Below are 24,019 nucleotides of genomic sequence, written 5' to 3' on the forward strand. Positions count from 1 at the left end.
ACATGACAGACGGTGCACGCACGGCGACGCGAACGGGTTCAGGCCCCGCGCAGGCCGCCACGCACTGCCCGTACTGCGCCCTGCAGTGCGGCATGGTGCTGCGCGCCACCGGCGACGGCGTCGAGGTCGGCGCCCGGGACTTCCCGACCAACCGGGGCGGGCTGTGCCAGAAGGGCTGGACCGCCGCCGACCTGCTCGACCACCCGGACCGGCTCACCACCCCGCTGCTGCGCGACCGGCCCGGCAGCGAGCTGCGCCCGGCGACCTGGGACGAGGCGCTCCACCGGATCGCCGCCGGGGTGCGGGACGTGCAGCAGCGCCACGGGCCGGACGCGGTAGCGGTCTTCGGCGGTGGCGGCCTCACCAACGAGAAGGCGTACGCGCTGGGCCGCTTCGCCCGGGTGACGCTGCGGACCCGGCACATCGACTACAACGGACGCTGGTGCATGTCCTCGGCCGCCGCGGCCGGCAACCGGGCGTTCGGGATCGACAGGGGGCTGCCGTTCCCGCTGGCGGACCTCGGCCACGCGGACACGCTGCTGCTGGTCGGCGCGAACCCGGCCGAGACCATGCCGCCGCTGATGCGGCACGTCACCGACCTGCGGGAACGCGGCGGCCGGCTGATCGTGGTCGACCCGCGCGCCACGGCCACCGCCCGCCAAGCCGACCTGCACCTGCAACCGCTGCCCGGCACCGACCTCGCGGTGGCGAACGCGCTGCTGCACATCGCGCTCACCGAGGGCTGGCTGGACCGGGCGTACGTGGCGGAGCGGACCACCGGCTTCGACGAGGTCCGGCGGACGGTGGCCGGCTACTGGCCGGCGGAGGTGGAGCGGCTCTCCGGCGTGCCGGTGGCCGACCTGCACGCGACCGCCCGCGCGCTGGCCACAGTGGACCGGGCGATCATTCTCACCGCGCGGGGCGCCGAGCAGCACGCCAAGGGCGTGGACACGGTCACCGCCCTCATCAACCTGGCGCTCGCCCTGGGCCTGCCCGGCCGCCCCGGCTCGGGTTACGGCTGCCTGACCGGGCAGGGCAACGGGCAGGGCGGCCGGGAACACGGGCAGAAGGCCGACCAGCTCCCCGGCTACCGGCGTATCGACGACCCGGCGGCCCGCGCGCACGTCGCCGGGGTGTGGGGCGTCGACCCGGACTCGCTGCCCGGGCCGGGGGTGCCCGCGTACCAACTCCTGGACGCGCTGGGCACGCCGTCGGGCGCGCGGGCGCTGCTGGTGTTCGGCTCCAATCCGGTCGTGTCCGCGCCCCGCGCCGCGCGGGTCGAGTCCCGGCTGCGCGCCCTGGACCTGCTCGTGGTGGCGGACTTCGTCCGCTCCGAGACGGCCGAGCTGGCCGACGTGGTGCTGCCGGTCGCCCAGTGGGCCGAGGAGGACGGCACGATGACCAATCTGGAGGGCCGGGTGCTGCGCCGCCGGGCGCTTCGTGAGCCACCCGCCGGGGTCCGTACCGAGCTGGAGATCCTCGCCGCGCTCGCCGGGCGGCTGACCGACGGCGCGCCACTGCCGAGCGACCCGCGCGAGGTGTTCGCGGAGCTGGGCCGGGCCTCGGCCGGCGGGCCGGCCGACTACGCCGGGATCACCTGGGACCGGATCGACGCCGACACCGGCGTGTTCTGGCCCTGCCCGGACCGGGACGGCCCGGACACGCCCCGGCTGTTCGCCGACCGCTTCCCCACCCCGGACGGCCGGGCCCGGTTCCACGCCGTGACCCACCGGCCGGCCGCCGAGCCGGTGTGCGCCGACTACCCGCTGCACTTCACCACCGGCCGGGTGCTCGCGCAGTACCAGTCCGGCGCGCAGACCCGGCGGGTCGCCGCGTTGCGCCGGGCCGCGCCGGGCGGCTTCGTCGAGCTGCACCCGGACCTGGCGGCACGGCTCGGCGTGACCGAGGGAGCGCCGGTACGTGTGGTCTCCCGCCGGGGTGAGCTACGGGCGCCGGCCCGGCTCAGCACCGCGATCCGGCCGGACACCGTCTTCGCCCCGTTCCACTGGCCCGGCGCGCAACGCGCCAACTCGGTCACCAACGACGCGCTCGACCCGGTCTCCGGGATGCCCGAGTTCAAGATCTGCGCGGTCCGGGTGGAGCCGGCATGAACGAGCGCATCGTCGTCGTCGGCCACGGCATGGCCGGCGCCCGGCTCGCCGCCGAGCTGCACGCACGCGGCGGGGACCACTCGATCACCGTGCTCGGGGCGGAGCCGCACCGCGCGTACAACCGGATCATGCTCTCCACGCTGCTCGCCGGACGCATCGGCGAGCCGGACGTGGAGCTGGTCGAAGCGGTGGGGCCGGGCGTCGAGGTGCACACCGGCGCGGCGGTCACCGCCGTGGACCGCGCCGCCGGCGAGGTGGTCACCGACGACGGCGAGCGACACGGGTACGACCACCTGGTGCTCGCCACCGGCAGCCGGGCCGTGGTGCCGCCGCTGCCGGGCCTCGCGCCGATGCCCGAGCGGGTCGTCCCGTTCCGCACGCTCGGCGACTGCCGGCGGATCCTCGCCGCCGCCGAGGGCGCGCGCCGCGTCGTCGTGCTCGGCGGCGGGCTGCTGGGCCTGGAGGCGGCCCGCGGGCTGGCCGCGCGGGGTCTCGACGTGACAGTGGTCCACCCGGTCGGGCACCTGATGGAACGTCAGCTCGACCCACCGGCCGGCGCGGTCCTCGCGGGCACGCTCGCCGGCCTGGGCGTCCGGTCCCGGCTCGGCGCGGCGGCCACCGCCGTGACCGCCGACGCCGACGGCGTCCGCCTGCACCTGGGCGACGCCGGGACGCTCGACGCCGACCTGCTGGTGCTCTGCTGCGGGGTACGCCCCGACACCGCGCTGGCCGCGTCCGCCGGGCTCGCCGTCGAGCGGGGCGTGGTGGTGGACGACCGGATGCGGACCAGTGACCGGCGGATCTCCGCGATCGGCGACTGCGCGCAGCACGACGGCACGCTGACCGGGCTGGTGGCGCCGGCCTGGGCGCAGGCCCGGGTGGTGGCCGACGTGCTGACCGGCGCGGACCCGCTGGCCCGCTACCGGCCCCGCCCGGCGGTGACCCGGCTCAAGGCTGCCGGCATCGATCTGGCCGCGATGGGCGACGTGGCCGGAACCGGCGACGGGGACGGGCCGGTCGAGGAGCTGACCTTCGCCGACCCGGCCCGGGGCACGTACGCCCGGCTGCGCATCCGGGACGAGCGGCTGACCGGCGCGATCCTGCTCGGCGACAACCCGGCGGTCGGCACTGTGGTGCAGCTGTTCGACAGGGGCGCGCCGGTGCCGGCGGACCGGCGTTCGCTGCTGCTCGGCCGCGCGTTCGGCGAGGCGCCGGCCGGGCCGGCCGCGTCCCCGGCGCTGATGCCGGACGCCGCGACCGTGTGCCGGTGCAACGACGTGAGCAAGGGCGCGCTGGTGGCGTGCTGGCGGGCGGGCGCCCGGACGGCGGCGGCGTTGTCCGCGTCGACCCGGGCCGGCACCGGCTGCGGCAGTTGCCGGGACGCGGTGGCCGGCATCGCCGCCTGGCTCGCCGAGGCCGACCCGCAGGCGACCGACGCGGTACGCGAGACGGTGGAGGTGGCGTCATGAGTGAGCTGATTGTCGTCGGGAACGGCATGGTCGGGCAGCGCTTCGTCGAGGCGCTGCGGGCCCGGGACACCGGCGGGCGGTGGCGGGTCACGGTGCTGGCCGAGGAGCGGCGTCCGGCGTACGACCGGGTGCGGCTCTCGGCCGTCTTCGACGGGGTGGACGCCGACGAGCTGACTGTGCACACCCCCGACGCCGGAGTGGACCTGCGCCTGGGTGAACCGGTCACCGGCGTCGACCGGGCACGGCGCGTGGTGACCACGGCGGCCGGCGAGTACCCGTACGACGCGCTGGTGCTCGCCACCGGCTCGTACGCGTTCGTGCCGCCGGTCGACGGCACCGATCTGCCGGGCGTCTTCGTCTACCGGACGCTGGACGACCTGGCCGCGATCCGGGATCACGCCCGGGGCCGCCGCACCGGCGTGGTGATCGGTGGCGGGCTGCTCGGGCTGGAGGCGGCGAACGCGCTGCGGCTGCTCGGGCTCACCACGAGCGTGGTCGAGTTCGCGCCCCGGCTGATGCCGGTGCAGGTGGACGAGGCGGGCGGGTCGATGCTGCGCCGCTACGTCGAGGAGCTGGGCGTCACGCCGTACCTCGGGGTGGCCACCACGGCGCTGCGTCCCGGGCCGGACGGCACGGTGGCCGCGCTCGACCTCGCAGACGGGCGCACGCTGGACGCGGAGCTGGTGGTGGTGGCCGCCGGGATCCGGCCGCGCGACGAGCTGGCCCGGGCGGCCGGGCTGCCGCTCGGCCCGCGCGGCGGCGTGCTGGTGGACGCCTCCTGCCGTACCGCCGACGAGCGGATCTGGGCGGTCGGTGAGTGCGCCGCGGTGGACGGGGTCTGCCACGGGCTGGTCGCGCCCGGGTACGCCACCGCCGAGGTGGTCGCGGACCGGCTGCTCGGCGGCGCGGCCACGTTCCCCGGCGCGGACACCGCGACGAAGCTGAAGCTGCTCGGCGTGGACGTGGCCTCGTTCGGCGACGCGCACGGCGTCACCCCGGGCTGCCTGGACGTGACGTTCACCGATCCGGCCACCCGCGCGTACGCGAAGCTGGTCCTGTCCGACGACGCGCGGACGCTGCTGGGCGGCGTGCTGGTCGGGGACGCGAGCGCGTACCCGGCGTTGCGGGCCAGTGTCGGCGGGCCGCTGCCCGCTCCCCCGCTGGCGTTGCTGGCGCCGGCCGGCGGCGCGGGCGCCGGCGCGGGGGCGCTGCCGGCCGCCGCCCAGGTCTGCTCCTGCAACGCGGTGACCCGGGCCGACCTGGACGCGGCGATCGCCGGCGGGGCGACCGACGTGCCGGCGTTGAAGGCGTGCACCCGGGCCGGTACGAGCTGCGGCTCCTGCGTGCCGATGCTCAAGCAGCTGCTGGACGCCGCCGGGGTGCGCCAGTCCACCGCGTTGTGCGAGCACTTCGACCTGAGCCGGCAGGAGCTGTTCGACCTGATCCGGGTGCGGGGCATCCGCACGTTCTCCCGGCTCGTCGCCGAGCACGGGCGCGGGAGCGGCTGCGACATCTGCAAGCCGGTGGTGGCCTCCATCCTGGCCTCGCTCGGCGCCGGTCACGTGCTCGACGGCGAGGCGGCGTCGCTGCAGGACACGAACGACCACTTCCTGGCCAACCTGCAACGCGACGGCAGCTACTCGGTGGTGCCCCGGATTCCCGGCGGGGAGATCACCCCGGAGAAGCTGATCGCGATCGGCGAGGTGGCCCGCGACTTCCAGCTCTACACGAAGATCACCGGCGGGCAGCGGATCGACCTGTTCGGCGCGCGGGTCGACCAGTTGCCGCAGATCTGGCGCCGGCTCGTCGACGCGGGCTTCGAGTCGGGCCACGCGTACGGCAAGGCGCTGCGTACCGTGAAGTCCTGCGTCGGCGACACCTGGTGCCGCTACGGCGTGCAGGACTCGGTCGGGCTCGCCGTCGCGCTGGAGCTGCGCTACCGGGGGCTGCGCGCGCCGCACAAGCTCAAGTCCGCGGTCTCCGGCTGCGCCCGCGAGTGCGCCGAGGCCCGGAGCAAGGACTTCGGCGTCATCGCCACTGAGGGCGGCTGGAACCTGTACGTCGGCGGCAACGGCGGCTTCCGGCCCCGGCACGCCGACCTGTTCGCCACCGACCTGAGCACCGCCGAGCTGGTCACGCTGATCGACAGGTTCCTCATGTACTACATCCGCGCGGCCGACCGGTTGCAGCGCACCGCCGCCTGGATCGAGGCGATGGACGGCGGCCTGGACCACCTCCGGTCGGTGATCGTGGACGACTCGCTCGGCCTCTGCGCCGACCTGGACGCGGCGATGGCCCGGCACGTCACGAGCTACTCCGACGAGTGGCGCGACGTGCTGGAGGACCCGGACCGGCTGCGCCGCTTCACCTCGTTCGTCAACGCGCCCGGCGTGCCCGACCCGTCCATCTCGTTCACCCGGGAGCGGGGCCAGCCGGTACCGGCCCGGGACGCCGGGCACCGCCGCCAACCCGTCGCGCTCGGACTGCCGGAGGTACGCCGATGAGCCCCGTCGTCACGCTGGACTGGACGCCGGTCTGCCCGCTGGACCGGCTCGACCTCGACCGGGGCGTGGCCGCGCTCGTCGACGGCGTGCAGGTGGCGGTGTTCCGCACCGCGCACGGCCTGTACGCGGTGGACAACCTCGACCCGGTCGGCGGCGCGTACGTCATGTCCCGCGGTCTCGTGGGCAGCCGGGGCGGCGTGCCGACGCTCGCCTCGCCGCTGCACAAGCAAGTCTACGACCTCACCACCGGGCGGTGCCTGGACCTGCCCGGCGTGACGTTGACGCGGCACCGGGTGCGCTGCCGGGACGGCCAGGTCGAGGTGCGGTTACGGCAGGAGCAGTGATGCGCGACGAGCTGGCCGGTTTCACCATCGGGGTCACCGCGGACCGGCGGCGCGACGAACTGGCCGCGCTGCTCCAGCGGCGCGGGGCGCGGGTGGTGCTCGCCCCGGCGCTGCGGATCGTCCCGCTCGCCGACGACACCGACCTGCGTGAGGCCACCCGGGCCTGCCTGGAACATCCGCCGGACGTGCTGATGGCCAACACCGGCATCGGCATGCGGGGCTGGCTGGAGGCGGCCGAGGGCTGGGGGCTGGCCGAGCCGCTGCGCGCCACGCTCGCCCGCGCGTACGTGGTGTCCCGGGGCCCGAAGGCGACCGGGGCGATCCGCGCCGCCGGACTGCGCGAGCACTGGTCGCCGGGCTCGGAGAGCTGCGACGAGGTGGTGGAGCACCTGGTCGCGCGCGGCGTGGCCGGCCAGGTGGTGGCGATGCAACTGCACGGCGAGCGGCAACCCGAGTGCACCGACGCGCTGGTGGCGGCCGGGGCCACGGTGATCGAGGTGCCGGTCTACCGGTGGGCGCCGCCGGCCGATCCGGCGCCGCTGCACCGGCTCATCGACCTGGTCGCCGGGCGGCTCGTCGACGCGGTCACGTTCACCTCGGCTCCGGCGGCCGAGGCCCTGCTGCGGGCGGCCGGGGACCGTACCGAGACGGTGCTGGAGGCGCTGCGCGGCGACGTGCTGGCCGGGTGCGTGGGCACCGTCACCGCCGAGCCGCTGGTCCGGCGTGGGGTGCCGGTGAGCGCGCCGAGCCGGGCCCGGTTGGGCGCGCTGGTCCGCACCATCGTCGAGGAGCTGCCCCGGCGCACGGTCTCGGTGAAGGCGGCCGGGCACGTGCTGACGCTGCGCGGCCACGCCGCGGTGGTGGACGGGGAACTGCGCCAGCTCGCGCCGGCCCCGATGGCCGTGCTGCGGGCGCTCGCCGCGTCACCCGGCAAGGTGCTCTCCCGCACCGCGCTGCTGCGTACGCTGCCGCGCGGCGCCGACGAGCACGCCGTGGAGATGGCCGTCGCCCGGCTGCGGGTCGGCCTGAAGGCGCCCCGCGTGGTGCAGACGGTCGTCAAGCGGGGGTACCGCCTGCGGGTCGACTGACCCGCAGGCGGTCAGCCCACCGAGGCCGGGTAGCCGTGCTCGGCCTGGAGGCGGAGCATCGCGTGCTCGACCACTGTCACCAGCACCTGCTTGACCGAGTCGCGCCGACGGGCGTCGCACAGGACCATCGGCACGTCCGGGGAGATGGCGAGCGCCTCCCGGATCTCCTCCATCTCGTAGTGCGGCGCGTCGTCGAAGCGGTTCAACGCCACGACGTACGGCAGCTTGCGGTTCTCGAAGTAGTCCAGCGGCGCGAACGCGTCGGTGATCCGCCGGGTGTCCACGAGCACCGCCGCGCCCACCGCGCCCCGGATGATCTCGTCCCACATGAACCAGAAACGGGTCTGGCCCGGGGTGCCGAACAGGTAGAGGATCAGGTCCTCGGCCATGGTGATACGGCCGAAGTCCATGGCGACCGTGGTGGTCTCCTTGCCCGGCACCTTCGACGGGTCGTCGATGCCCACGCCGGCCGCGGTCATCAGCGCCTCGGTGGTCAGCGGCTGGATCTCGGAGATCGCACCGACCAGCGTGGTCTTGCCCACGCCGAAGCCGCCCGCGACCACGATCTTCGCGGAGATGATCTCCCGGCCGCGGTTCACCCCGTCGGGGTCATAGTTCGCGAAGTCCACTTAGCACCCTTCCAAGCAGGTTCATCCGCGCCGCGAAACCCGTCGCGGGAGCGGCAGTGTGTAGCGTCAGCAGGCCCTCGGCCACCATGTCGGCGACCAGCACCCGGGTGACGCCCAGCGGCATCCGGGTGTAAGCGGCGATTTCCGCCAGCGACTGTGCCCGGCCTTCACAGACCGAGGAGATGCGGTACTTGTCGTGCCCGGCGAACCGCGCCTCGGCCGACTGCGTGGGCGTGCTGGACAGCACCGCCTCGAGCGCGATGTTCTGCAACGGCTCGGTGCGGCCCCGGGTGACCGCGTACGGTCGCACCAGCGCGCCACGCGGATCACGTCGCGGTTCCATCTCGCGATCACCTCCCCTCGTACGGAGCGCAGCGGCTCCGGCTCATGTCGGCGGGCCCGGTCAGGACCGGACGGCGTCCCTCGGCAGCGGGACCAGCGCCTGCCCGACCCGTTCCACGAGCAACGCCATCTCGTAGCCGACCTGGCCCACGTCGCAGCTGCGCGCCGCGAGCACGGCCATCGACGAGCCGTCGCTGATGGACATCAGGAACAGGTAGCCGCTGTCCATCTCGATCACGGTCTGCAGCACCCCGCCGGCGCTGAACATGCGCGCCGCGCCCTCGGTCAGGCTCACCACGCCGGAGGTGATCGCGGCAAGCTGGTCGGCCCGGTCCCCCGGCAGATCCCGGGAGGAGGCGAGCAGCAGCCCGTCCGCGGAGACCGCCACCACGTGGGCGATGCCCGCCACGCTGTCGGCGAAGTTGGTGAGAAGCCAACCCATGTCCTGCATGGCCGCCGGCCTGTTCATCGGTTCGTCTCCTTGGTCGAGGTGCTGTTCAGGTCGGCGCCGGCCGTACGGCCCCGCTGGACGCCACGGTGGTAGGCGGAGAGCAGCCCCCGGACCTCGTCCGGCGTGCGCCGGCTGCGGTCCCGGCCGCTCTTCGGCTCTATCCCACCAGGCACGAGCTGGGCCTGCGGCACCCGCTTGGGCAGGCCGGAACGGGTGGTGCCGCCGGTGGTGGGCTCCGCGGCCCGGCTGGCCCGCGTCCAGCCCTCGTCGGCCGCCGTACGCCAGGCGCTCGGGTCGATGGCGGGTGCGGGCTCGGCGGCGGGTGGCGGCGCCGGGGCGGCCGGTGGCGGTGCCGCGGCGGCCGTGGGCGGCGACGCGACGGCGGGGGACGACGGGGCGGCGTCCGCGGGTGACGCGGACGGCACGGCCGGTGCGTGGTACGCGGCCGGCGTGCTCAGCCCCGACGCCTGGGCGCCCGGGGTACGGGTGGGCAGGGGCGGGCGAGCCGACGCCGCGGGCGGCGGCACGGCCGGCTGGGCCGGCGCGGGCGGCTCGTCGAAGGTGGGCCGAGTGAAGATCGTGGTCTCGTCCTCTCCGTGCGAACGGAACCAGACCGCCTCCATCTCCCGGAATATCGGGGCCTCGGCCCGCTGCTCGGGACGGGCCACCACGGGCGTTGCCGGGGTGGTCTCCACCGCCGGCGCCGCGGCGAGCGGCTGGTAGGCCGGAGGTGCGACCGGCTGGGCGGCCTCGACGCCCGGCGACCGCTTGGGCAGCGGGTCCAGCGCCGGGTACGCCACCGTCGGCCCGCCGGCCGACCAGCCCGCCCCGGAGACCGGGGCCGGCGTTGCCGGAGGCGCCGGGACCGCCGGCAACGTGCCGGTCGCCCCGCCCAGTTGTACGGCGGGAGTGGTGTCCCGCGCCTCGGCGGGCGCCTGCCACCTGGCGGGCGGGGCGGTGGTCGCCCCGCGCCACCCGTCGGCGAGCGTCGCGGTGGCGGCGCCCCGGCCGGCGCCGGCAAGCGCGTCGGCGACGCCGACCTGGCTCAGCGGTGACTGCTCGACGGCCAGCGGCTGGCGCGGCCGGGTCAGCGGGGCCTGACCACGGTTGGCCGGCAGCACCACTGTCGAGTTCGGCAGCGTGACCTGGGCGACAGTGCCGCCCTCGACGTTGCGGCGCAGCTCGACCCGGATGCCGTACCGGGAGGCGAGCCGGCTCACCACGGCCAGACCCATCAGCCGGAACGCGGCCACGTCGACGGTCGGCGGCGCGGCCAGTCGCCGGTTGAGCGAGTCGAGCTGTTCGTCGCTGAGGCCGAGCCCCCGGTCCTCGATCTGGATCAGCACGTAGTCGCGGATCCGGCGGCCGTCGGCCACCACTGAGGTGTTCGGCGGCGAGAACCGGGTGGCGTTGTCGAGCAGTTCCGCGACCAGCCGGACGACGTCGTTGACGGCGTGGGCGGCCACCGAGATGTCGGTGTCGACGGTGCCGAACTCGATCCGGTTGTAGAGCTCCACCTCGGACTGCGCGGCGCGCAGCACGTCGACCAGGAGCGCGTCGTCGCGACGCGGCACCGCCGAGTCGGCGCCGGCGAGCACCAGCAGGTTCTCGTCGTTGCGGCGCATCCGGGTGGCCAGGTGGTCCAGCTCGAACAGCTGCGCGAGACGCTTCGGGTCCTCCTCGGACCGCTCGATCGCGTCCAGCTCGCCGATCATGCGGTCGACCAGGCTCTGCGAGCGGCGGGCCAGGTTGAGGAACATCGCCGAGACGCTCGTGCGCAGCGCGGCCTGCTCGGCCGCCACCCGCACCGCCTCCCGGTGGACCACGTTGAAGGCGACGGCCACCTGGCCGACCTCGTCGCGGTTGGTCAGCTTGATCGGGTCCCGGACCTGCTGGACGATCTCGTCCACGCCGCCGTCGCCGATGGCGTTGACGTTCTGCAGCCGGCTCACCGCGTCCGGCAGGTCGTGGTTCGCCACCGCGAGCGCGCCCTCACGCAGCCGGCGCAGCGAGTCGTTCAGCGACCGGGCGAGCACCACGGCGAGCGTCACCGCGACGGCCAGCGTGATCAGCACCAGCAGGCCCTCCACGACCGCCTGCTGGATCACGTCGGCGCGTACCTCGTCGGCGTCGGCGAGCAGGTCGTCCAGGAGCTGGATCTCCGCCCACCGCATCAGCTCGTCGACCGCGCCGATGGCGTCGGACGCCTCCTGGCGGGTGACGAGCGCGGGCCGCCCGACCGAGCGGGACAGGTCGGCGGCGACCCGGTCGGCGAGCTGGACCGCGTCACCGGACACGGTGCGGTCCACCAGGGCCCGCTGGGCCGGCGTCGCGGACCGGGAGAACGTGAGCAGCGCCTCCTGCTGACCGGTCAGGGTGGCCACGAAGGAGGAGAACTGCTCCTCGTCGATCCGGCCGGCGCCGAGCGCGGTGAAGGCGACCGCCTGTTCCTCGGCCACCTCGGCCTTGGCGTGGGCGAACGCGGCCACCGCGCGGCGGGCGTCGGCCAGGCTCTCCGCGCCCGGCTGCTGGGCCAGCGCGTCGCTGTACGCGACCAGGTCGTCCAGGACGATGCCGTAGCGCAGGCTGGCCTCGGCCACCGGCATCTGCGACCGGTCCAGCACCTCCTGGCGCGTGCCGTTCAGCGTGGACAGGTGGGCGTCGATGACCTTGAGCTGGCTGCTCACAGCGCCCGGCACGTCGCCGAGGCGGCGCCGCTCCTCCTGGTACGCCGCGATCCGCTCGTCGGTCTGGCGCACCCGCAGGTTGTACGCGTCCGGCTTCTCGTCCGGCTTGGCCAGGAAGACCGCCGCGGCCATCCGCTCCTTGTGGAGGTCCTGGGTGAGCGCCGAGATGTCGACCGACACGGCCGTCAGCGACCGGACCCGGTCCGCCTCGTACGCGCCCTGCCCCACCGAGACGAGTCGGATAGTTGCCAGTGCGATGACAGCCGCGACCGGAACGACCAGGATGAGGGCGAGTTTCGAGCGGATCCGCGCGTCGCGCAGCCTCGGCAGGCGCCGTCGCCGGTTCCGCTGTTCGGCGTTGGGGCTCCCGGGCAGGGTCGTAGGTCCGGTGCTCACGACATCGCCTCCGTCGTTTCTTCCACGCGCGACCCACTGACCCGTGCCTGGTGCAGCGGCCAGCGCCACGCGCGGCACGGCCGCGATTTCATCAGACGAGATCGTGTTTGGGAAGCCGCAGGGAGGCAGGAAACGGTCGGGGTCGGCGCAACCCGTGATCCGATCACCTAATACCTTCTTTTCTCCAACCCCCTGATCAGGGGATGTCACTCCAGAGTGGTCACACGCTTCTGTGCAGTAATTGTCAGTTAATGTTCCGTGTCCCCAGCATGTGGGATGGCTGTCCCGAAACAGCACTCGAGATCCCGGCTTGACCACAGGCCCCGGCATTGGCAAGGTTTTGCAGGCTTCGCGCACACCGTACGGCACACCAATCCCGTTCCTCCACTGAGGACGGACTAGCGGCGGTGATCGGGCGTCGGCCCGCGCCGCACCTGGAGGACTGAGTTGAGCCCCATCCGCTCCGCGAGCATCGCGGCGCTCGCATCGGCCGTGCTGGCCACCACGCTCACCGGCTGCGGGATCGGCGGGGAACCGCAGGACACCAGCCCCATCGTCATCGCCGCCGACCTGGAACTCTCCGGCGCGTCCGCGCCGGTCGGCAAGGTGTACCAGCGGGCGCTGGAACTGAAGGTCGAGCAGTTGAACTCGTCCGGTGCGCTGGGCGGCCGGAAGATCGATCTGCGGGTCAAGGACAACCGCTCCGACGCTGCGGAGTCCTTGCGGAACATCAATGATTTCAGCGGCGACTCACGGGTGAGCGCCGTCATCATGGGCGGCTGCAACGAATGCGCGGTGGGCGCGGCCCGCACCATCGGCGAGAAGCGCATTCCGACGATCGCACTGGCCTCCTCGAGCGCGGTCACCGAACCGGTGGGCGAACGGCGATATGTCTTCAGGCTCGCCCCGAACGCCGCCGACAGCGCCGCCGCGCTCGCCACCGAACTGGACCGGCGCGACATCCGCAAGGTCGCGCTGCTGCACAGCGCCGACGGTTACGGCCAGGAAGGGCTCACCGCGCTGCGCCGGGAACTGGAAAAGACCACGGTGCGGCTGGTCGGCAACGAATCGGTGCGGCTCACCGACACCGAGGTCGGCACGCAGGTCAACGAATTGATCGCCGCCAAGCCGCAGGCCCTGATCCTCTGGACCACGCCGGAGCAGGCGACGCTGGCCGCGACCACGGCCCGGCAGAGCAAGTTCCGCGGGTCGCTGTTCTTCGACGCCGCGGCCGCCGGCGACCTCTTCCTGGGCCCGTCGGCCCGCTCCACCGAAGAGGCCACGCTGATCTTCACGCAGACCATGGTGATCGACGACGTGATCGCCACCACACCGGCCAAGGCGGCGCGCCGGCAGTGGTTCCAGGAGTACACCGCCCGCTTCGGCGGCTACAACGGCTTCTCCTCGTTCGCGGCCGACGCGGTCCAACTGATCGTCGACGCCGAGCAGCGCGCCGGTGGCGAACCGGGCACTGTCGACCGGGACGCGCTGCGCGACGTGCTGGAGACCTCGCAGCTGGACGGGCTGTCCGGGCCGATCCGGATGACGCCGGACAACCACTCCGGGTTGATGCCGCAGGCGTTGACGACGCTCGTGGCGCGTGGTGGGCGTTGGCGGCTCGCTGGATAGTCGCTGTGGGGGGTGTCGCCCCCGGCACAACCGGCTCCGGGCGGTCAAGCTTGATCCCTGCGCCGGTTGCGCCGGGGGCGACACCTTCGTGGTCGGCTGCGACCCGTGGGTTGAGGTTTCCTTCTGGGTTCTCGGCCGACGTCGGGTTACCTGGTTGTGGTCAGCGGGCTGAGGTGGTGGCCTTCACCCAGGGCAGGGCCAGGCGCTCGACGAGGCTGAGGGCGGCGTAGAGCGCGATGCTCATCAGGGCCACCAGCACGATCGCCGCCCAGGCGGTGGCGGTGTCGCCGACGCCGTTGTACTGCAGGATCTGGTAGCCCAGACCGGGACGGTCCGAGTAGAACTCGCCGATCACCGCGCCGATCGCGGCCAGCGGCATGGCCACCTTGAGCCCGACGAAGATCTGCGGCAGCGCGGACGGGAAGCGCACCTTGCGGAACGACTGCCACCACGAGGCGTTCAGCGACCGGCTCAGCTCCGCCAGGTCCGCCGGCGTGGTGGTCAGGCCGGTGGCGGTGGAGAGCACGATCGGGAAGAAGCAGAGCAGGAACACCATGGTCAGAATGGGTTTCTGACCCCAGCCGACGGCCACCACCAGCAGCGGCCCGAACGCGATCTTCGGGACCGCGTTCACGGCCACCAGCAACGGCGCGAACATCCGCTCGACCCGGCGGGACGCGGCCAGCGCCATCCCGATCAGCACCCCGGCGGCCGACGAGAGCAGGAAGCCGAGCACTGTCATCCAGGTGGTGATGCCCAACGCGGGCAGCAGCACGTCGGTGGCGTTCGCGAGGGACTCCCCCACCGCCTGCGGCGGCGGCAGCGCGGCCGGGTGCACCAGGTTCAGCCCCGAGGTGACCAGCCACCAGCCGGCCACCGCGATCACCAGGCCGAGCGCCGGCAGCCCGACCGCGGCCGGACGTACGGCGAACCCGCGCCGGACCGCCGGGCGCGGCTGTGGCACCTCCGGCCGGGCCTCGGTCAACTGTGTCAACGTGTCCTCCTCTCTGCGCCGGTCGATGCGACCGGCACGGGAAGGGGGTGCGCCCCGCCGGGTGTCCGGCGGGGCGCACCCCCGTTGGCCCGAGCGGACCGGTCAGGCCTTCGGCGCGAGGTCGAAGTCGATGATCTGGTCCGGGGTGAGGTCCTGCTTGAGCGCGCCCGCGCCCTTCAGCAGGGCGATGCTCTTGGCCACCCGGCCGCTGTCCAGCGTGCCGATCGCGGTGCCGGAGTTGCTCGACCGGACGTACGCGGCCATCAGCTGAAGCTCGGCGGAGGCCGCGGCCGGGACGGCGGCCGGCACGTTCTTCTTCAGGATCTCGGCGGCCTCGTCCGGGTTCGCCAGCGAGTACTCCAGGCCCTTGAGCAGCGCGGCGGTGAACTTCTTCACCATCTCCGGCTTCTCCTTGGCGAGCTTCGTGGAAGTGATCAGCGCGTTGCCGTAGAGGTCCTGCATCACGTTGCTGTACGGCAGGATGACCGGCTTCTTCTTGGTCACCGTCTCCACCGTCGGCTGGCCGACGACGAACTGGCCGATGCCGTCCACCGAGCCGGAGCCGAGCATCGGCATCAGGCTCTGCGCCTCACCGTTGACCCAGGTCACCTTGCTGCCGTCGATGCCGGCGAGCCGCGCGTACGTGGGGAAGAGGTTGCGCACGACGGAGGAGGGGGTGTCCGCGAGCTTCTTGCCCTCGAGGTCCTTCGGGGTGGCGATGTTCTTGCCCTCGACCGTGACGATCGCGGCCATGGTGCGCTGCTGGATCGCGGCCACCGCCACGAAGTCCTTCGCCAGGCCGTTGCCGAGCTGGAGGATGCCACCGGTCAGGTCGATCGGGCCGAACTGGGCCTGCCCGCCGGTGATGGTCTGGATGACGGAGCCGGTGCCCTGGCCGGGCTTGATGTCGACGTCGAAACCGGCCTCCTTGAAGAAGCCCTTGTCCTTCGCCACCCAGGCGTAGGAGTCACGGCCGAAGTTGCCGAACGAGGTGAGGTACGTCACCTTTTCCAGCGCGCCGCCGTTTCCGCCGCCGCTCTCGGACTTGTCCGAGTCGCTGCTGCAGCCGCCCACGAGGGCGAGGGCGGTAGCCAGAGCCGCGGCGGCGACCGTACGGGTCAGCCTTCTCATCAGTGCACCATGTCCTTTCCGACCAGGACTTTCTCGCCGGTCGGGTCGTGGGTCCGACGGGGCCGGCAGGAGGGTTGGGCCGACTGGACCGTCGTGAGGGGACTCTTCGCGCGCAACAGCGTACGAGAAGGCGGATGGCGCGCTCCCTCCGTCCCGGTTGCGGAACGGAAACGAAGTTGCGTGACGGAAAGCGGACTGACGTCCACCCCGGACAGTGCTATAAGCACCGTCCGCTACGCTAGCCCGGCTCGCATTAGGGACGACGTGGAAGGGAGCCGGCGGGAGATGATCCGACTGTCCGGGGTGTCCCGCACCTTCGACGGCCGATCCGGGCAGGTGGAGGCGCTGCGCGGCATCGACCTCGACGTCGCCGAAGGCGAGTTCGTCGCCGTACTCGGCCGGTCCGGCTGTGGCAAGTCCACGCTCCTGCGCATGATCGCCGGCCTGCTCCCGGTCAGCGGCGGCGAGATCACCGTGGCCGGTACGCCGATCACGAAGCCCCGCCGCGACGTGGCCATGCTGTTCCAGCGGCCGGCCCTGCTGCCCTGGCGCACGGTGCTGGACAACGTGCTGCTGCCGGTGGAGATCTTCGGCTGGCGCCGGGCCGAGCACCGCGACCGCGCCCGCCAGCTGCTGGAGATGGCCGGGCTGGGCGGCTTCGAGAAGCGGCTCCCGCACGAGCTGTCCGGTGGCATGCAGCAGCGCGTCTCGCTCTGCCGGTCGCTCATCGGCTCACCCCGGGTGATGCTCATGGACGAGCCGTTCTCCGCGCTCGACGCGCTCACCCGCGAGGAGCTCTCCGGCGAACTCCAGCGGGTGCACATGGAGACGAAGGCCACGATCGTCTTCGTCACCCACTCGATCGACGAGGCGGTGCTGCTCGCCGACCGGGTCGTCGTGCTCAGCCCGCGCCCCGGCCGGATCCGCGAGGTGGTCGAGGTGAACGTCCCCCGGCCCCGCACGCTCGGCCGGCACGAACACCTGGCCGATGTCGCGCGGATCAGCGCCGAGCTGCACGAACTGCTGATGGAGCGGGACGCCCCCGGCGTACCCGTGGGAGGACGGTGACCATGCGGGTCTCGGTCTTCACCGAACCCCACCGCGGAGCGGACTACGACGACCAGCTCCGGTTCGCCCGGCTGGTCGAGGAGACCGGCTTCGAGGGCTTCTTCCGGGCCGACCACTACCGGGCGATGGGGGACGAGCCGGCGCTGCCCGGCCCCACCGACGCCTGGCTGACGCTCGCCGCACTGGCCCGGGAGACCTCCCGGATCCGGCTCGGCACGCTCGTCACGTCCGCCACGTTCCGGCTCCCCGGGCCGCTCGCCGTCATGGTCGCCCAGGTCGACCGGATGAGCGGCGGCCGGGTCGAGCTGGGCATCGGCGCCGGCTGGTACGAGCGCGAGCACACCGCGTTCGGCATCCCGTTCCCGCCGGTCAGCGAACGCTTCGACCGGCTCGCCGAGCAGCTGGAGATCGTCACCGGGCTGTGGCGCACCCCGGCCGACGAGACGTACAGCTTCACCGGCGAGCACTACCGCCTGGTCGACGCGCCGACGCTGCCCAAACCGGTGCAGCAGCCCGGCCCGCCGGTGATCGTCGGCGGCCGGGGACCGAAGCGCACGCCCGAGCTGGCCGCCCGCTACGCCGACGAGTTCAACATGCCGTTCAAGAGCGTGGCCGAGACCGCCTCCGCGTACGACCGGGTCCGGGAGGCGTGCGACCGCACCGGCCGGGACGCCTCCGGCCGGGCCCCGCTGACACTCTCCGCCGGCATCGTCGTGGCGATCGGACGCACCGACGCCGAGGCGCAGCGCCGGGCCGCCCCGCTGCACGTCACGAGCGCGCTGCCGCCGGAGGACCCGGTGGTCGGCTCCCCCGCCCAGCTCGTGGACCGGATCGGCGAGTTCGCCGCGATCGGGGCCACCCGGGTGCACCTGCGCCTGATCGACTTCGACGACCTCGACCACGTGGAGCTCATCGCCGCCGAGGTGCTCCCCCGACTGGACGGACCACGATGACCGAACTCTCCGCCGACCTCGAACTCGGCCCGGTGGGCCAGGAGATCGTGTACGAGAACGACCGGGTACGGGTCTGGCACATCCGGCTGGAGCCGGGTGAGCGGCAGCCGCTGCACCGCCACGACCACCCGTACCTGGTGGTGGCGGTCCAGGGCGCAAAGAACGTGGTGCAGACGATCGACGGCACCACCATCGACGCCGACGAGCCGACCGGCGGCGTCGTCTACCGGGATCCGGGCGCGGTGCACATGCTGACCAACGTCGGCGACACCACCTACCTCGCCCGCCTGGTCGAGCTGAAGTAGCCACGCCGGCAGGTTCGCCGCGCCGCGCGGCGGCAAGGTGGCGATCGGGGGCACCGGGCCGTAACGTGCCGGACATGGCCTTTCGGACGTGGGGCAGGCTGCTGCTCACGGCGCTCGGAGTGAGCGTACTGGCCGGGGCCGGCCAGTTGGGCATCGCGTACGGCTTCGGAGTCGTCCGCCTCGACGGCGCGTTCGTCGACGCCTCGGTGAACAGGTGGCCCGCCCAGCTCGTCTGGGTGGGCTGGTTCGCCGTGGTCGCCACGGTCGCCGGAGCCGTCCTCACCGAGCGCTTCGCCCGCCGCGACGACCTCCCCGGCGGCACCACCGAACTGCTCTCCATCGCCGGCGTCAGCGCGCTGGGCGCGACGGTGGTCGCCCCGCTGTGCATGCAACCGGCCCGCGCGGCCGAGCTGGCCGGATCCGTCGACCCGGTCTGGGCCGCCGGTGTCTGCGCCGCGCTCGGCGCGGTGGTCGGCGCGGGCGCGGCGATCGCCGTACTGCTGAAGCCGCCGTTCGGCTGGGGTGTGGCGATCACCGCCGGGATCGTCTGGCTGCTGGCGCTGCTGTCCGTCGCGCCCACCATCGTCTCGGACCGCCCGCTGGCATCCGTCCGGCTCGGCGTCCTCGAACCGTCCTGGCTGGACCCGGCGGCCGCGCAGCGCCTGTCCATGCTGCTGCTGCCCACGCTGGCCCTGCTCGCCGGTGGCGCGGTCGGCGTGCTGGCCCGCCGCGCCGGATGGCCGCCGCTGGTCGGTGGCGCGGCCGGCGCGGCCGGTCCGGTGCTCGTCGCGTTCGCCTACCTGACGGCCGGGCCGGGCGCCGCGACCGACAGGTACCAGCTCGCGCCCTACTACGGCGCGCTGATCGCTGTCGTCGCCGGTGCGCTCGGCTCGACCGCCACCACGATGCTGCCCCGGCCGGTCACCGCCGACGGCGATCCCGACGCGGTCGAGGCCACCGACATCCTCGCGCCGCTGCCGCACTCGGCCGCTCCGGGCGTCCCGGCCGCCCCGCCCGCGCCGCCGGTGACGAGCGGCGCCGCCGCGCCCGCGCACTGGAACTGGCCGGAGCCCGGCGGCTCGGCCACGGCGACGGCTCCGGCCGGTACCGATCTTCCCGCCGCCGGCCGGCCGGCCCTCGCGGATCTGCCCGCCGCCGATCTGCCGACCGCTGCGGAACGGCCGGCGGGTGAGCGCCCGGCCGTCGCCGACACGAGCCACGGCCAGCCCATGCCGGGTCTGCTGCCCCCGGGGCGCCGGACCTCGGCCATCGACGTCCTCGCCGCGGGCCGCCCCGACCCGGTCGCGGGTCCGGGCACGGTCACGGGCACGGGCACGGGTCCGGGCACGGCCCACGCGGACAGCACCGGCGAGGCGGCCACCACGGACCGTCCGGCCGCTCCCGACCCGGCCGCCGGTTCCGAAGCCGCCGATGGAGCGTCCGGGCAGGCCACCGGCATTCCGGCCGACAGCGAGACCGCCACCGCCACCGGCACCGGCACCGGCACCGGCACCGGCACGGACGATGCCGCACCGGCGCCGGAAGCGGCGGCGACCACGCCACGGGTGACCCGGCCGCGCCGCACCCGCGCGGGCCGGTCCAGCGGGACTACCGACGGGCCGGTGTCATCCGCCGACGGCACAGCACCCCGCCCCGGAGACGTCACCACTCCCAGCGCCGGCGCGGGCACCACCGCGAAGGACGCATCACCGGCCACCGCCGACAGCCACGTTCCCGGCCCGCGTACGGACAGCGGCGCCCTCGCCGGGCCGGTCACGGCCGACGCGGGCAGTGACGCCCCCGCCGCGCCACCGGCCGAAGCCCCCGGAGACACCGGCGCGGCCGGCCGCGCCGCCCGCCCCCGGCGTACCCGCACTCCGAAGGCGCCGCGCGCCACCGGTCCGGCCTCCCCCGGCCCGGCCGACACCGCGCCGACGACACCGGGCGGCCGAACCGAAGCTGCGCCGAGCGGGGGAGCCGACGCCGAGCCGACCCCCCAGGCCACGAACCCGGACCGGGACGACACGAGCACCGACTCGAACGTGGTGGCGCCGACCGGGCGCAACTTCTTCTTCGACGACCCGGCGCCCGCCCCGTCGACCCGGCCGCGGTTCGCGATGTTCGAGGACGTGACCGGGCAGCCCGGCGAGGTGCGCCCGGCCTGGCCGATCACCCCGGCGGGCCGGCCGCACCGCGCGACCGCCGAACCGGACACGCCGGACCGGGACGCCGCGGACGCGGTCGCCCCGGGCGAGCCGGCGCCGCGTCCCCGGCACCGTGGTCTGCCCGAGCCGGGTGCGAGCACCGGTTGGGACGCGCTCGCCACGAACGCCCGCCCGGCGGGGCCGCTCGCCCGGCCGGAGGCGGGGATGCCGCTCGCCCGGCCCGAGGCGGCGACTGCCGTACCGGGCGAGGCGGGTGCCGCGCTGCCGGAGGCCACGGAGACGGAGGCGGACTCCCGGCGCGGGCGGCACTCCGGACCGGACGACGCCGACGCGCCCGCCGGGAAGTCGAAGGCCCGGCGTGGCCTGTTCCGGCGCAACCGGGCCAAGGATGAGCCGGAGCCGGCCGAGCGTACGGCCGAACCGACCACCGCGGCCGACGACGAGTACGTGGACTGGGTCGCCGGTCTCGCCTCGGACGACAACGCCGACGACGCCCGCTCGCTGCGTACCGGGCGGCACCACCGCGACTGAACGAGCACCGGGGCGGGCCGGGACACCAGGCCCGCCCCGGCTCCGGTCACGCCAGTGGCAGGTAGACCCGTGACCCGCCGGCGACGAACTCCTCCGACTTGTCGCGCATGCCCCGCGCGGCGTACTCCTTCAACTCCTGCGTGATCTTCATGGAGCAGAACTTCGGGCCGCACATCGAGCAGAAGTGCGCGGTCTTGGCGGGCTCGGCGGGCAGCGTCGCGTCGTGGTACGCCCGTGCGGTCTCCGGGTCGAGCGCCAGGTTGAACTGGTCTTCCCAGCGGAACTCGAACCGGGCCTTGGAGAGCGCGTCGTCCCACGCCTGCGCGCCGGGGTGCCCCTTGGCCAGGTCGGCCGCGTGCGCGGCGATCTTGTACGCGATCACGCCCGCCTTCACGTCGTCGCGGTCGGGCAGCCCGAGGTGCTCCTTCGGGGTGACGTAGCAGAGCATGGCGGTGCCGAACATGCCGATCATCGCCGCGCCGATCGCCGAGGTGATGTGGTCGTACGCGGGCGCGACGTCGGTGGTCAGCGGCCCGAGCGTGTAGAACGGCGCCTCGTGGCACCACTCCTGCTGGAGGTCCACGTTCTCCTTGATCTTGTGCATCGGCACGTGCCCGGGGCCCTCGATCATCACCTGGACGTCGTACTCCCAGGCGATCTTCGTCAGTTCGCCGAGCGTGCGCAGCTCGGCGAACTGCGCCTCGTCGTTGGCGTCCGCGATGGAACCGGGGCGCAGCCCGTCACCGAGGGAGAACGTCACGTCGTACTTCGCGAGCAGCGAACACAGCTCCCGGAAGTTGGTGTAGAGGAAGTTCTCCTCGTGGTGCGCCAGGCACCAGGCCGCCATGATCGAGCCACCCCGGGACACGATGCCCGTCACCCGGTCCACCGCCAGCGGCACGTACGGCAGCAGCACCCCGGCGTGCACGGTCATGTAGTCGACGCCCTGCTCCGCCTGCTCGATGACGGTCTCGCGGAACACCTCCCAGCTCAGCTTCACCGGGTCACCGCCGACCTTCTCCAGCGCCTGGTAGATCGGCACCGTGCCGATCGGCACCGGCGCGTTCCGCACGATCGCCTCGCGCGTCTCGTGGATGCGCTTGCCGGTGGACAGGTCCATCACGGTGTCCGCGCCCCACCGCGTGGCCCAGGTCAGCTTCTCCACCTCCTCGGCCACCGACGAGGTGACAGCCGAGGTGCCGATGTTCGCGTTGACCTTCACCAGGAACGCCTTGCCGATGATCGCCGGCTCGCACTCCGGGTGGTTCACGTTCAGCGGCAGCACGGCCCGCCCGGCCGCGATCTCGTCCCGCACGAACTCCGGCGACACCGACTCCCGGATCGCCACGAACTCCATCTCCGGCGTGACGATCCCGGCCCGCGCGTACGCGAGCTGGGTCGGACGGGTTCCGGCCAGCGGCGTGCCGGCGCCGCGTACCGGGGCGACGTCACCGCGCTCGGCGATCCACGGCCCGCGCAGCGCGGGCAGCCCCACCTCCGGGTCGGAGCCGGGACCGGAGGTGTCGTAGAGCCGTACCGGTGGGTTGTCCCCGGTCAGCGGCACCTCGGCGAACGGCACCCGGATGTCCGGGCGCGACCCTTCCACGTACACCTTGCGACGTGCCTGCATGACAGCCTCCCTGTCGCTCATGCGGACCAGCCGAAGTGGTCCAGCGGGCCGCGTCCCGCGCCCAGCTCCCAGGTCCGCGCGCCGGTCAGCGCGCGGGTGACGTACTCTTTGGCGGCCGCCACCGCGACCGGCACCGCGTCACCCGCGGCGAGCCGGACCGCGACGGCGGCCGAGAACGAACAGCCGGTGCCGTGGTTGTGCCGGGTGTCCACCCGGGGCGCGCGCAGCAGCCGAGTGGTTCCGCCGCCCGACAGGACGTCCACCGACTCGCCGTCGGCGTCCACGTCACCGCCGGTCACCACCACGAACGCCGGTCCGCGCGCCGCCAGCGCCTCGGCCGCCGCCACCATCTCCTCGACCGTGCCCACCGGGCCTCCGGTGAGGGCCGCGGCCTCCGCGCAGTTCGGCGTCGCCACTTCCGCGTACGGCAGGAGCCGCTCGACCGCCTCCACCACGCCGAGCCGGTGCCCACTGGTGGCGACCAGCACCGGGTCGACGACCAGGTGTGGCAGCCGCCCGGCCCGGGCCGCCTCGGCCACCGCGTCGGCGACCGCCGGGGTACCGAGCATGCCGCTCTTCACGGCCCGCACGTCGAAGTCGCCGAGCACGCTGTCCATCTGGTCGCGCACCGTTTGCGGGGGCAGCGGCAGGACGGCGTCCACGCCCCTGGTGCTCTGCGCGGTGACAGCGGTGAGCACGCTCGTGCCGTACGCGCCGAGCGCGGCGAACGTCTTGAGGTCGGCCTGGATGCCTGCTCCTGCTCCGGAGTCGGATCCGGCGATCGTGAGGACTGTTCTCGGCGTCACTGGTCTTCTCCGGTGGTTTGACGGCTGCGGCCGACAGTGGTTGCGGTTCGGGGCTGCGGCCGACCGTGCCCACTCCGGGCGGTCAGGCTTGATCCCTCCGTGGGCACGGTCGGCCGCAGCCCTGTCGCGTGCGGGCTTGCGTCGGATCGCGCGGGGTGGGTGCGCGCCAAGTGGGTGGCCGCCTCCTGGAAGGCTCTGCCCAGCGTGGTGGCGGTTTCTCTCGGGTCGTCCGCGCGCATGATCGCGCCCAGCACGGCTACTCCGGCGGCGCCCGCCTCGACGCATGCGTGGACCTGGTCCGGGTTCTCGATGCCGCCCAGCGCGAGGACGGGCACGGGGCTGACCGCGATCAGCTCGCTCAATCCGCCCGGTCCCAACACAGGGCCGTAGCCGGGTTTTGTCTTTGTCTCGTAGAGCGGGGACAGGGTGGCGTAGTGCTCGGTGGTGAGGCGGGCCAGCTCGGCGGTGTCGTGGCAGGAGCGGCCGACCAGGCCGACGGCGGGCGGCGGGTACGGGCCGGCAGCCGGTAGGTGCACCGCGTCCCCGTCGAGCGGGTCGGGTCCGGCGACGACGAGCGCGCCGCCCGCGTCGGCGAGGATCGCGCGCAGGTCGACGGCGAGCGCGAGGCGTTCGGCGCGCGGCAGGTCCTTCTCCCGCAGCACCACCCACCGCACTCCCCCACCCACGGCAGCCGCGACCACGTCGACGAGCGCCCCCCGGGCCACCCGCCGATCGGTCAGCAGCACGACCCCGCTCGGCCCGCCCTGGATCTTGGTACGCGGCCGC

At 74.0% G+C, this 24,019-nt stretch carries 19 protein-coding genes; 10 read left to right on the forward strand and 9 right to left on the reverse strand.

All coding sequences use genetic code 11. The features are described from left to right. The first annotated feature begins 2 nt into the window (after window positions 1-2). The 5 genes from KBX43_RS06825 to KBX43_RS06845 are packed head-to-tail and all read left to right on the forward strand — an operon-like array spanning window position 3 to window position 7,516. Window positions 3-2,111: a molybdopterin oxidoreductase family protein gene (locus tag KBX43_RS06825; RefSeq protein ID WP_210883804.1), complete on the forward strand. Its 2,109-nt coding sequence runs from the start codon at window positions 3-5 to the stop codon at window positions 2,109-2,111. Beyond that, entirely contained in the window at window positions 2,108-3,580 is a 1,473-nt protein-coding gene (locus KBX43_RS06830) for an FAD-dependent oxidoreductase (protein WP_210883807.1), read from the forward strand. The genes KBX43_RS06825 and KBX43_RS06830 overlap by 4 nt, the downstream gene beginning before the upstream one ends. After that, window positions 3,577-6,084, forward strand: a complete 2,508-nt coding sequence (gene nirB, locus KBX43_RS06835; protein ID WP_210883809.1) for a nitrite reductase large subunit NirB — start codon at window positions 3,577-3,579, stop codon at window positions 6,082-6,084. The genes KBX43_RS06830 and nirB overlap by 4 nt, the downstream gene beginning before the upstream one ends. Then, window positions 6,081-6,428 carry a nitrite reductase small subunit NirD gene (gene nirD, locus KBX43_RS06840; RefSeq protein ID WP_064446599.1) on the forward strand — a complete coding sequence of 116 codons (348 nt, stop codon included), beginning with the start codon at window positions 6,081-6,083 and terminating at the stop codon, window positions 6,426-6,428. Before nirB ends, nirD begins: the two co-directional genes overlap by 4 nt. Next, entirely contained in the window at window positions 6,428-7,516 is a 1,089-nt protein-coding gene (locus KBX43_RS06845; protein ID WP_030501576.1) for a uroporphyrinogen-III synthase, read from the forward strand. Before nirD ends, KBX43_RS06845 begins: the two co-directional genes overlap by 1 nt. Before the next feature lie 11 nt (window positions 7,517-7,527). Here KBX43_RS06845 and KBX43_RS06850 read toward each other — a convergent pair whose 3' ends face one another. From KBX43_RS06850 to KBX43_RS06865, 4 genes are read right to left on the reverse strand one after another with little or no spacing between them, the layout of a single operon-like run. Then, window positions 7,528-8,145, reverse strand: coding sequence for an ATP/GTP-binding protein (locus KBX43_RS06850; RefSeq protein WP_030501577.1), 618 nt, complete (start codon window positions 8,143-8,145; stop codon window positions 7,528-7,530). Further along, window positions 8,126-8,488 (reverse strand): DUF742 domain-containing protein, encoded by a 363-nt coding sequence (locus tag KBX43_RS06855; RefSeq protein ID WP_030501578.1) that lies wholly within the window; start codon window positions 8,486-8,488, stop codon window positions 8,126-8,128. The genes KBX43_RS06850 and KBX43_RS06855 overlap by 20 nt, the downstream gene beginning before the upstream one ends. Window positions 8,489-8,548: 60 nt before the next feature. Next, on the reverse strand, window positions 8,549-8,956 hold the full coding sequence (locus KBX43_RS06860) for a roadblock/LC7 domain-containing protein (protein WP_013288588.1): 408 nt from the start codon (window positions 8,954-8,956) through the stop codon (window positions 8,549-8,551). Further along, window positions 8,953-12,021 carry a nitrate- and nitrite sensing domain-containing protein gene (locus KBX43_RS06865; protein WP_064446601.1) on the reverse strand — a complete coding sequence of 1,023 codons (3,069 nt, stop codon included), beginning with the start codon at window positions 12,019-12,021 and terminating at the stop codon, window positions 8,953-8,955. The genes KBX43_RS06860 and KBX43_RS06865 overlap by 4 nt, the downstream gene beginning before the upstream one ends. Window positions 12,022-12,468: 447 nt before the next feature. Here KBX43_RS06865 and KBX43_RS06870 point away from each other — a divergent pair, with 447 nt between their 5' ends. Then, entirely contained in the window at window positions 12,469-13,650 is a 1,182-nt protein-coding gene (locus KBX43_RS06870) for an ABC transporter substrate-binding protein (protein WP_043328278.1), read from the forward strand. 160 nt (window positions 13,651-13,810) lie between these two features. Here the strand turns inward: KBX43_RS06870 and KBX43_RS06875 are convergent, their stop codons facing one another. After that, on the reverse strand, window positions 13,811-14,614 hold the full coding sequence (locus KBX43_RS06875) for an ABC transporter permease (protein ID WP_280841742.1): 804 nt from the start codon (window positions 14,612-14,614) through the stop codon (window positions 13,811-13,813). Window positions 14,615-14,746: 132 nt separating this feature from the next. Then, window positions 14,747-15,775: an ABC transporter substrate-binding protein gene (locus KBX43_RS06880; protein WP_043328275.1), complete on the reverse strand. Its 1,029-nt coding sequence runs from the start codon at window positions 15,773-15,775 to the stop codon at window positions 14,747-14,749. A 285-nt stretch (window positions 15,776-16,060) separates the two neighbouring features. On the opposite strand from KBX43_RS06880, the gene KBX43_RS06885 reads away from it, so the two are divergent. The 4 genes from KBX43_RS06885 (at window position 16,061) to KBX43_RS06900 (ending at window position 20,797) form a co-directional block, all read left to right on the forward strand. Further along, the gene (locus tag KBX43_RS06885) at window positions 16,061-16,843 is read left to right on the forward strand and encodes an ABC transporter ATP-binding protein (RefSeq protein ID WP_064446604.1); all 783 of its coding nucleotides are present in this window, start codon (window positions 16,061-16,063) and stop codon (window positions 16,841-16,843) included. Window positions 16,844-16,845: 2 nt separating this feature from the next. After that, complete coding sequence (locus tag KBX43_RS06890) at window positions 16,846-17,796, forward strand: LLM class F420-dependent oxidoreductase (RefSeq protein ID WP_064446605.1); 951 nt, start codon at window positions 16,846-16,848, stop codon at window positions 17,794-17,796. Further along, window positions 17,793-18,101: a cupin gene (locus KBX43_RS06895; RefSeq protein WP_069087953.1), complete on the forward strand. Its 309-nt coding sequence runs from the start codon at window positions 17,793-17,795 to the stop codon at window positions 18,099-18,101. Before KBX43_RS06890 ends, KBX43_RS06895 begins: the two co-directional genes overlap by 4 nt. Window positions 18,102-18,175: 74 nt before the next feature. Continuing rightward, window positions 18,176-20,797: a hypothetical protein gene (locus KBX43_RS06900; protein WP_210883811.1), complete on the forward strand. Its 2,622-nt coding sequence runs from the start codon at window positions 18,176-18,178 to the stop codon at window positions 20,795-20,797. A gap of 46 nt (window positions 20,798-20,843) precedes the next feature. Here KBX43_RS06900 and thiC read toward each other — a convergent pair whose 3' ends face one another. Genes thiC through KBX43_RS06915 form a run of 3 tightly spaced genes read right to left on the reverse strand, consistent with a single transcriptional unit; the run spans window position 20,844 to window position 24,003 of the window. Beyond that, window positions 20,844-22,427, reverse strand: a complete 1,584-nt coding sequence (thiC, locus tag KBX43_RS06905) for a phosphomethylpyrimidine synthase ThiC (protein WP_104113831.1) — start codon at window positions 22,425-22,427, stop codon at window positions 20,844-20,846. A 17-nt stretch (window positions 22,428-22,444) separates the two neighbouring features. Beyond that, window positions 22,445-23,233, reverse strand: coding sequence for a bifunctional hydroxymethylpyrimidine kinase/phosphomethylpyrimidine kinase (thiD, locus tag KBX43_RS06910; protein WP_187694339.1), 789 nt, complete (start codon window positions 23,231-23,233; stop codon window positions 22,445-22,447). Continuing rightward, a complete protein-coding gene (locus KBX43_RS06915; protein WP_113974787.1) occupies window positions 23,230-24,003 on the reverse strand; it encodes a thiamine phosphate synthase in 774 nt (257 codons plus the stop codon). The genes thiD and KBX43_RS06915 overlap by 4 nt, the downstream gene beginning before the upstream one ends. Window positions 24,004-24,019 lie beyond the last annotated feature (16 nt).

This window comes from Micromonospora sp. C41, assembly GCF_018070485.1.
GTDB lineage: Bacteria > Actinomycetota > Actinomycetes > Mycobacteriales > Micromonosporaceae > Micromonospora > Micromonospora chalcea.